The 9,007-nt window shown below is 64.9% G+C and carries 8 protein-coding genes; 3 read left to right on the top strand and 5 right to left on the bottom strand.

All coding sequences use genetic code 11. The annotated features are described in order from the left end of the window. Positions 1-51: 51 nt before the first annotated feature. Positions 52-696 carry a TetR family transcriptional regulator C-terminal domain-containing protein gene (locus ABI582_RS27945; protein WP_016499178.1) on the bottom strand — a complete coding sequence of 215 codons (645 nt, stop codon included), beginning with the start codon at positions 694-696 and terminating at the stop codon, positions 52-54. Positions 697-798: 102 nt separating this feature from the next. Between ABI582_RS27945 and ABI582_RS27950 the strand changes: the two genes are divergently transcribed. After that, the gene (locus ABI582_RS27950; protein WP_442120900.1) at positions 799-1,545 is read left to right on the top strand and encodes an enoyl-CoA hydratase-related protein; all 747 of its coding nucleotides are present in this window, start codon (positions 799-801) and stop codon (positions 1,543-1,545) included. A 162-nt stretch (positions 1,546-1,707) separates the two neighbouring features. Here the strand turns inward: ABI582_RS27950 and ABI582_RS27955 are convergent, their stop codons facing one another. The 3 genes from ABI582_RS27955 to ABI582_RS27965 are packed head-to-tail and all read right to left on the bottom strand — an operon-like array spanning position 1,708 to position 5,871. After that, positions 1,708-2,763 (bottom strand): lipocalin-like domain-containing protein, encoded by a 1,056-nt coding sequence (locus tag ABI582_RS27955; protein WP_442120901.1) that lies wholly within the window; start codon positions 2,761-2,763, stop codon positions 1,708-1,710. Beyond that, on the bottom strand, positions 2,753-5,206 hold the full coding sequence (locus ABI582_RS27960; RefSeq protein ID WP_442120902.1) for an FtsX-like permease family protein: 2,454 nt from the start codon (positions 5,204-5,206) through the stop codon (positions 2,753-2,755). Before ABI582_RS27960 ends, ABI582_RS27955 begins: the two co-directional genes overlap by 11 nt. Then, entirely contained in the window at positions 5,206-5,871 is a 666-nt protein-coding gene (locus ABI582_RS27965) for an ABC transporter ATP-binding protein (protein WP_258652495.1), read from the bottom strand. Before ABI582_RS27965 ends, ABI582_RS27960 begins: the two co-directional genes overlap by 1 nt. 238 nt (positions 5,872-6,109) lie before the next feature. Between ABI582_RS27965 and ABI582_RS27970 the strand changes: the two genes are divergently transcribed. Together ABI582_RS27970 and ABI582_RS27975 are read left to right on the top strand one after the other, a co-directional pair. Continuing rightward, positions 6,110-7,177: an aromatic ring-hydroxylating dioxygenase subunit alpha gene (locus tag ABI582_RS27970; RefSeq protein WP_442120903.1), complete on the top strand. Its 1,068-nt coding sequence runs from the start codon at positions 6,110-6,112 to the stop codon at positions 7,175-7,177. Positions 7,178-7,189: 12 nt separating this feature from the next. After that, positions 7,190-8,140, top strand: a complete 951-nt coding sequence (locus ABI582_RS27975) for a PDR/VanB family oxidoreductase (protein ID WP_442120904.1) — start codon at positions 7,190-7,192, stop codon at positions 8,138-8,140. A gap of 6 nt (positions 8,141-8,146) precedes the next feature. Here ABI582_RS27975 and ABI582_RS27980 read toward each other — a convergent pair whose 3' ends face one another. After that, positions 8,147-8,860 (bottom strand): GntR family transcriptional regulator, encoded by a 714-nt coding sequence (locus ABI582_RS27980; protein ID WP_086975144.1) that lies wholly within the window; start codon positions 8,858-8,860, stop codon positions 8,147-8,149. Positions 8,861-9,007 lie beyond the last annotated feature (147 nt).

Raw genomic sequence — 9,007 nt, forward strand, 5'->3', positions numbered from 1 at the left:
GTGTTGTTCTACACACTCGCGCCAGCAGCGTACTCGTTACTGAACAGACGATCAACAGCCCTCGGGCAGGCTGAAGCGCCGCCGACCACCGGCCTGCAGGCCGTCGACCCAGGCCTCGCAGATAATCACGCCCTGCTCGGGGGTGAACGTGCCGGGGTTGAGCCCCGACTCCAGCCACAGGCCATCGAGCAGGGCACTGAGGCTGATGGCCGCGAGGTCGGCATCGAAGCCCTGCCAGCCCTCCTGCGTGGCCAACTCGGCCAGCAACCGGCTCAGTTCCTTGCGGTACTCGCCATAAGAATGATCATGCACCTGGTTGATCGCATCGGCCGTCTTGACCGCGCCCCAGAAGGCCAGCCAGGCGTCGAGCAGTTGCGGGTCGAGCAACTCTGCACAGAACGAGGCGCGGAAAAACGCCGACAGCCGCTCGCGGGCATTGGGCGCCGCCTGCGCCATGGCTTCACGCAGCAGCCCCATCACCCGTCCGGTGACGGCCAGGTAGGCTTCGGCAACCAGTTCGTCCTTGCCGGCGTAGTGGTGGCTGATCAGCCCGACCGAGACCCCGGCCTCGGCCGAAATCTTGCGGATCGAAGCCCCTTGGAATCCGTGGCGTTTGAGGCACACCAGGGTCGCTTCGACCAGGTTGGCCTTGCGCAATTCCGGCAGCATGCGGTGGTAGCGGGCTTCCTGGCTCATCAAGGGTTCTCGGTTCAGGGGCTGGACTGAACGACTGTACAACAAGCCGGACTGCGTGATAAACCCTTGGCACACTTGCCCACAACAACAAAAGCGGCTGCCATGAACGACCTGATCACACGCGAGCTGGACCAAGGCCTGCTGACCCTGGCCTTCAACCGCCCCGACAAGCTCAATGCCCTGAACACCGCCATGTACCAGCAACTGGGCGACTTGCTGCTGGCGGCGGGCGAAGACCCCGGTGTCGATGCCATCATCATCACCGGTGGCCCCCACTGCTTCAGCGCAGGCAATGACCTGCGCGACTTTCTCGACAACCCGCCCACCAACCTGGATAGCCCCGTGTTCCGCCTGATGCGGGTGGTCATGGGCCTGGACAAGCCACTGATCGCGGCAGTCAGTGGCGCAGCAATCGGCATCGGCGCCACCTTGCTGTTGCATTGCGACCAGGTGCTGGTCAGCCGCTCGACCAAACTGCGCATGCCTTTCGCACCGTTGGGGGTGTGCCCGGAGTTTGGCTCCAGCCTGTTGCTGCCACGCTTGCTTGGCCAGGCCCGCGCCGCCGGCCTGCTGTTGGGTAACGCGTTGCTGGATGGCGAACAGGCGGTGGCCTGGGGGCTGGCCAATGAGCTGCATGAAGATGGCGAAGAGTGCCTGGCCGCAGCGCGCAAGCTGGCACGGCAGCTGCAAACTTACCCGCAGGCGGCGCTGCGCATCAGCAAGCGGCTGATCAAGGACAGCCAGCGAGCGGAGCTGGAGGCCACGGTGGCGCGGGAAAGCCAGTTGTTTATCGAGTGCTTGCGCACTGAAGAAGCACGGGCCGTGTTACGGCGGCTGATCAAAGATTGAATGGTCTGGCGCGTCCCTTGTAGGAGCGGCCTTGCGTCGCGAAAGGGGTGCGAAGCGCCCCCAGGATCTGCGCCTCGCCGCAGAATCGCCGGGGCCGCTTTGCGGCCCGTTCGCGACGCAAGGCCGCTCCTACAAGGGGTCGCGTGACGACGGCTATAGGCTCTAGTAGCCAGTCATCTCCAGATACCCGCGCCCACCCGCACTCCCGCTCAACCGCACTGGCCCTTCCCAGTACGGGAACCGCGTATCCATCCAGGCCCGTGGCTCCACCGCGTCAACCTGCACATCCACCCCATGCGCCGGCACCAGCACCCGCCAGCGTGTCGGTACCTGCTTGCCATTCTTCTGCTCGGCCCAGGCCAGGGCCTGCAACTGCACCTGCGCGCCTTGCAGCGCTACCACTTCACCTTGCGGGCCAACCCACGTGCCGGCGCGGTAGGCATCGCCCTCAGCCTGACGCACCTGGAACACCATCAGCTTGGCACCACTGTCCAGGTGCAGCGAAAACCAGTCCCACCCCGTTTGCCCGGCCGCCAGCGGCTGGCTGCTCCATTCCCGGTCCAGCCAGGCCTGGCCGGTGACCGCGATGCACATGCCATCACGTTCCACTTCCCCGCGCACACGGTAAAACGGCTGGCTGTAATAGTAAGAGGCCTGCCCCTTGCCGGATTTCTCGCTGTAACCCTGATCGCCGTGCAGCACCAGGGGCCGATCACTGCGCAAACGCAAGTCGTAGCGAAAACCTTCACCCCCGGCGACCATTTGCAGGCTTTCGATACCCCCCCTGCCCTGCAACGACCAATCATTGATCCACGCCCGGAAAGGCTGGGCCTGCACACCGGCCTGGCCAATACCGCCGCGCGCCAGGGTTTCGCCAGACTGGTGACCACCCGGCCCGGTCAGGGCCGCGTGCCCCATCCACAGGTTGGGGCTGTTCCAGTTGGTGGTTTCAGGGCCGGGGCGCAGGGCCGAGCGGAACAGGGTCCACTGCGCGCCCCAGTCACGCCCTTGGGCGTCCTTGAGGTTGGCGGTGACGTACCACCATTCGATGCGAAAGCCATCGTGCGCGCCATGGTCACGCGGGAACTCCAGGCGATGCGCACGGGCCACCTGGCTGAACCCGTCCGCCTGCTGCCCGAGCCCGGCATAGCTTTGTGGCGCCGGCGGATCACAAGCGCATAGCAGGCCGCATAGCAACAGCAAGGCGTTACGCTTCATCGGCAAACGGCCTCAACAGTTCGCGGGGCTGGCGGCGCGCCAATTGCCACAGCGGCCAGGCGCTGGCCAACAGACTGGTGAACAGTCTCAAGGCGCCCAGTTGCAGCAGCTGCACGGGGAATACGTAAAGCGGCAGGCGCCAGCCGAACGCCTGCACGTTGACCACCGCCACCAGGCACCAGGCCAGCAACACCCCCAACGGGATTGCCAGCAGTACCGTGAAACTGCTCAGCATCAGTGTCTGCCCCAAGCTCAGCCACACCAGTTGCCTGCGCTGTACACCCAACGCCCACAGGGGTGCCAGTTGGCTCAGCCGCGTTTGGCCCAGCGTCAGCAGGTTGATGAACAGCGCCACGCCGGCCACGCCAAGCGTGAGGCTGTTGAGCGCGGCAGTGGCGGCAAAGGTGCGGTTGAACACCTCGGTAGACCAGCGTTTCAGCCGCGCCTGCTCCACTACGCGGCTGTCGTCCAAGGCGAAGTGCTGCTGCAACGTTGCCTTGATGACGGGCAATTGCTCAGCGGGCAGATCAACGCTCAACCCGGTCAGGGTGGCCTGCGGCCATTGCTTGCGCAACCAGCTGGCATTGACCAGCACGTGCCCCTTGGGGTTACCGTAATCGGCATAGATCCCCACCACTGTCATCGCCTCTGAAGGCAGCGCCACGCGGTCGCCCAGTTGCAGCTTCAGGCGCCTGGCCAGCTGTTCACTGAGCATCACGCCCTGCCCGCTGGCCAGCACTTCCCAGGCGTGCGGCTGCTGCTGTAGCAACGGCCAACGCTTGAGGTAGGCCGGGTGATCGACGATGCCCTGGAGCTGCACCGGCCAGCCCTGCAACTGCGTTTCCACACGCCAGCCGGGCAGCACCACACTGGCTGCAGAATGCTGCCCTAGCCACTGCGCAATCTCCAGACCTTGGGCGGTATCCCGAGGGGTGACGTACAGGTCGGCAGACAGGCGCAGGTCCAGCCAGCCGACAAAGGTCTTGCGAAAGCCCTCGGTCATGCTGCCCACGCCGACACTGGCAGCCAGCGCCAGCAACAATGCCATCAGCGCCAGGCTCAGGGCCGGCAGTTGCTGGCGGCTGTCGGCGACAAACCATTGCGCCAAAGGTCGCCGGCAATACTGCGTCAGCAAGGCCAGAGCCCGGTCGAGCAAGGCCGGCAACAACAGCGCCGCCGCCAGCAACAGCCCAGCCAGCATGGCAAACGCGCTGGCCAGGCGGTTACCCAGCACGCCACAGCCCAAGGACAGCAGCAACAGAACGCCGGCTATGCAAGCCTGGCGCCTCAACCATGGCCCCTGCGCCAGCCGCCAAGCCTGAGGCTGCGCCAACGCCAGCAATGGCAACCGGGCTGCACGTAACACGCTGCCCAGCCCTGCCAGCAATGCCCCCAACACACTCACAAGCACCCCCACCAGCCACCACCACGCGGGCAGGCTCAGGGTACCGGCAACCTGGGCGCCGTACAGGCCGCGCAAACTGGCGGCCACATCGGGCAACAACCACGCGGCCAGCACATACCCGCTGGCCACACCGGCCAGCCCGCCCAGGACGGCGAACAGACCCAGCTCCAGCATCAGGGCACACAGCAGGGTGTTCAAGCTGACGCCACAGGCGCGCAGATTGCGGATCAACCCACGCCGCTGTTCTAGCGCCAGACCGATTGCAGCATGGGCGATAAACAGGCCTACGACGAACGCCAGCAGGCCGAGTGCAGTCAGGTTGAGGTGAAAGCTTTCCGTCAGCCGCTGCAACCCGCCGTCGTCCTGTTGCGGTTGCAGTTCGAGGTAAACCGCAACATCAGCAGGCAGCGGCCCTGCCTTGCCGGCCACCAGCAATCGCGACAACTGCCCAGGCGCGTGCAGCAACCGCTGGGCATGGCCGATATCGACCACGATCACGCCGGGCGCCAATGCAGGCTGCAGGATCATGGGGGGTAGCAATTGCCCTTCGCTGTCGCGCACCACTGCCCCAAGCTCTGCGCCCAGTTGCCGCAAGGTGTCTGGCCCGGCCCACGCTTGCCCGGGCGTGCCGATGAACGCCTGCACATCGAATGCTTGCGGCTGCACACCGGCAATGCTGCTGGCCGGCGGCAGGCTCAAAGGTTCGATGCCCAACAGGCGCACACTGCGCGCGGGCTCCCCAGGCAAACGCAAGCGCCCTTCCAGCACGGGCGTTACTGGCCAACCCTGCTTGCGCAATTGCACGTAAAGCCCTTGGTCGAAGCGCTCACCCTTGCGCGGCACTAGCTGCGCCTGCAGCGGCCCGGCCAGCACGGCACTGGCCCGGGCGTAGTCGCTGCGTGCCTGGCTGTTCAGCGCCTGCACGCCCGTCCACAGCGCCGTGGCCAGCCACAGCCCGGTGAAGATGCTGAAAAACTGCACACGATGACGCCGCCAATGGCTGAACAACGCCAACACGGCCAGCGACAAAAGCCTCATCACCCCAACTCTGGCTGAACGCGACCGGCCTGCAGCTGACAACGCCGCTGCAAGCGTGCCGCCAGCCGGGGGCTGTGGGTCACCATCAACACACCGCTGCCGGCCTCGGCGACCAGTTGCAGCAACAGGCTCAGCACCTCATCGCTGCTGGCTTCGTCAAGGCTGCCGGTGGGTTCGTCGGCCAGCAGCCAGGCCGGGCGCCCAGCCAGGGCACGGCCGATGGCGACCCGTTGCTGCTGGCCACCGGACAACTGCTCAGGGTAGCGCGCCAGCAAACCTGCCAGGCCCAACTGCTCTGCCAGGTAAGCCACCCATTGTGGGTCATGCCTGCCGGCCAGCCTGGCCTGAAAGGCCAGGTTCGCCGCCACGTCCAGGCTGCTGATCAGGTTGTATTGCTGGAACACCAGGCCAATCCCCTCCCGTCGCCACTGCGCCAGCGACGCCTCCGAACGGCCGTCGAGCGGGACGTCATCGATCAGGATGCGGCCGCTGTCGGCACGGTCCAGGCCGGCAATCAGGTGCAGCAACGTGCTCTTGCCGCTGCCCGACTCGCCCATCAGCGCCAGGCTGCTACCGCGCGCCAGGCGCAGGTCCACGCCCTGCAGAACGGGGAGCGGGCCTTGGGGGGTGGGGAATGATTTGTGAAGCTGTTCGATGGCGAGCATCGACGGGCCTTTATGGTATGCGTCTTTTTAGTAATAGCAGGTCCGACCCGCAGGGGTGTAGAGCGATCCACGCCCGCCCCCTCGCAGGGGTTATCTCTCAAGTCACGATTTAATGGATCCAGATTAATCCGATAATCGCACAACAACCGCCAGGAATAGGCAAATAGCATTGACCGAGAGCTTTCGCCATGGCTCTAATGGATCCATTAAATAAAAACAAAACCCTGGAGAGCCTCCCATGTACCCCAAAAACACCTGGTACGTCGCCTGCACCCCCGACGAGATAGCCACCAAGCCGCTTGGCCGGCAGATCTGCGGCGAAAAGATCGTGTTCTACCGCGCCCAAGAGAACAAAGTCGCCGCCGTCGAGGACTTCTGCCCCCACCGTGGCGCGCCGTTGTCGTTGGGCTATGTCGAGGACGGCAACCTGGTGTGTGGCTACCACGGCCTGGTCATGGGTTGTGACGGCAAGACCGTCTCGATGCCGGGCCAGCGGGTGCGTGGTTTTCCCTGCAACAAGACCTTTGCGGCCGTCGAGCGCTATGGCTTCATCTGGGTCTGGCCCGGCGACCAGGCGCAGGCCGACCCGGCGCTGATCCCGCACCTTGAATGGGCGGTGAATGATGAGTGGGCGTACGGCGGCGGGCTGTTCCATATCGGTTGCGACTACCGCCTGATGATCGACAACCTGATGGACCTTACCCACGAAACCTACGTGCATGCCTCCAGCATCGGCCAGAAGGAAATCGACGAGGCGCCGCCAGTCACCACCGTCACCGGCGACGAGGTGGTCACCGCCCGGCACATGGAAAACATCATGGCCCCACCCTTCTGGCGCATGGCCCTGCGTGGCAACGGCCTGGCCGACGATGTGCCGGTGGATCGCTGGCAGATCTGCCGCTTCACTCCGCCCAGCCATGTGCTGATCGAAGTGGGCGTAGCCCATGCCGGCAAGGGTGGCTACCACGCCGAGGCCCAGCACAAGGCGTCGAGCATCGTGGTGGATTTCATCACCCCGGAAACCGACACCTCGATCTGGTACTTCTGGGGCATGGCTCGCAACTTCGCCGCGCACGACCAGACCCTGACCGACAACATTCGTGAGGGCCAGGGCAAGATTTTCAGCGAAGACCTGGAGATGCTCGAGCGCCAGCAACAGAACCTGCTGGCCTACCCCGAGCGCAACCTGCTGAAGCTGAACATCGATGCTGGCGGCGTGCAGTCGCGCAAGGTGCTGGAGCGGATCATCGCCAAAGAGCGTGCGCCGCAACCGCAACTGATCGCTACCAGCGCCACCCCTGCCTGAGGAACAGCCGACATGATCGATGCCGTAGTGGTGTCCCGTAACGATGAAGCGCAAGGTATTTGCAGCTTCGAGCTGGCGGCGGCGGATGGCAGCCTGCTGCCGGCGTTCAGCGCTGGTGCGCATATCGACGTGCACTTGCCCGATGGGCTGGTGCGCCAGTATTCGCTGTGCAATCACCCCGAAGAGCGCCACCGCTACCTGATTGGCGTGCTCAACGACCCGGCTTCGCGGGGCGGCTCACGCAGCCTGCATGAGCAGGTGCAGGCCGGCGCACGGCTGCGCATAAGCGCGCCGCGCAACTTGTTCCCGCTGGCCGAGGGCGCGCAGCGCAGCCTGCTGTTTGCCGGTGGCATCGGCATTACCCCGATCCTGTGCATGGCCGAGCAGTTGTCCCACAGCGGCCATGATTTCGAGCTGCACTACTGTGCCCGCTCCAGCGAGCGTGCGGCCTTTGTCGAGCGCATTCGCAACGCGCCGTTCGCTGATCGCCTGTTCGTGCATTTTGACGAGCAACCGGAAACCGCACTGGATATCGCCCGGGTGCTGGGCAACCCGCAAGAGGATGTGCACCTGTATGTATGCGGGCCCGGTGGGTTCATGCAGCATGTGCTGGCCAGCGCCAGGGGGCTGGGCTGGCAAGAGGCCAACTTGCACCGCGAGTATTTTGCTGCGGCGCCAGTGGATGCCAGCAACGATGGCAGTTTCTCGGTGCAGGTGGGCAGCACGGGGCAAGTATTCGAGGTGCCAGCCGACCAGACCGTGGTGCAGGTGCTGGAACAGCACGGTATCGAGATTGCCATGTCGTGCGAGCAGGGTATTTGCGGCACCTGCCTGACCCGTGTGCTGCAGGGCACGCCGGATCACCGTGACATGTTCCTCACCGAAGAGGAGCAGGCGCTGAACGATCAGTTCACGCCCTGCTGCTCGCGCTCGAAAACGCCGTTGCTGGTGCTGGATATCTGAGCCGGTTTACGACGAGGGCAGAATAACCTTCATGCCCGCGTCTGCCGTTGCCCCGCCAAAGGTCTCGGCGTAGCGCAGGGTGGCATTGGCGTGCTCGCGCATGATCGCTTCGGCGCGGGCACCCTGGCGGTTGCTCAGGGCGTCGAACACCGCGTGGTGCTGCATATGGGCGAAGTTGAAGCGCCGGTACTCGCGGGCCAGGTCATGGCGGTCCACGGCCAGTGCGGTTACCGAGGCGAACGGCAGGTGGTCGTTGCGTGCCAGGGCATCGGCGATGGCCGGGTTGTGGCTGGCTTCGATGATCACCTGGTGAAAGCGCATGTTCAGGTCGTGGTAGGCCTGCAGGTCTTCTTCGGTCACAAAGCCCTTGTCGAACAACTGGTCGCCATCGACCAGGCATTGTTGCAGCGCGGCGCGGGCTTGCGCTGACAAGCCACGCTCTGCGGCCTGGCGAGCGGCCAACCCCTCCAGCACGCCGCGTACCTCGACCGCGCCAGCGATATCATCGGCGCTGACCGAGCGCACCTGAAACCCCCGGCCGCCAAAGCGCACCAGCAGGCCTTCCTGCTCAAGGGTACGAAACGCCATGCGCACCGGCATGCGTGAGACGCCGAACAGTTCGGCGGTAGGGACTTCCATCAGGCGCTCGCCGGCCGCCAGCTCGCCCGAGGCGATCATCTTGCGCAACGCGACCAGCACCATTTGACCGGGCTTGCTCATCCAGGCTACTTCCAGGGGCATGAGCGGGCATCTTAGCGCAAGGTGAGGGGTTGCTGCAGGGCTGTTGGAGTGCATCAGACAAGGCCAAGTAAGATGTGTGTGCGGGTTCACCCGCGAAGCAGGCAACGCGGTGCCTGGCACCGGCTT

Source organism: Pseudomonas sp. SAS7 (assembly GCF_052112345.1).
Taxonomy (GTDB): domain Bacteria; phylum Pseudomonadota; class Gammaproteobacteria; order Pseudomonadales; family Pseudomonadaceae; genus Aquipseudomonas; species Aquipseudomonas putida_Q.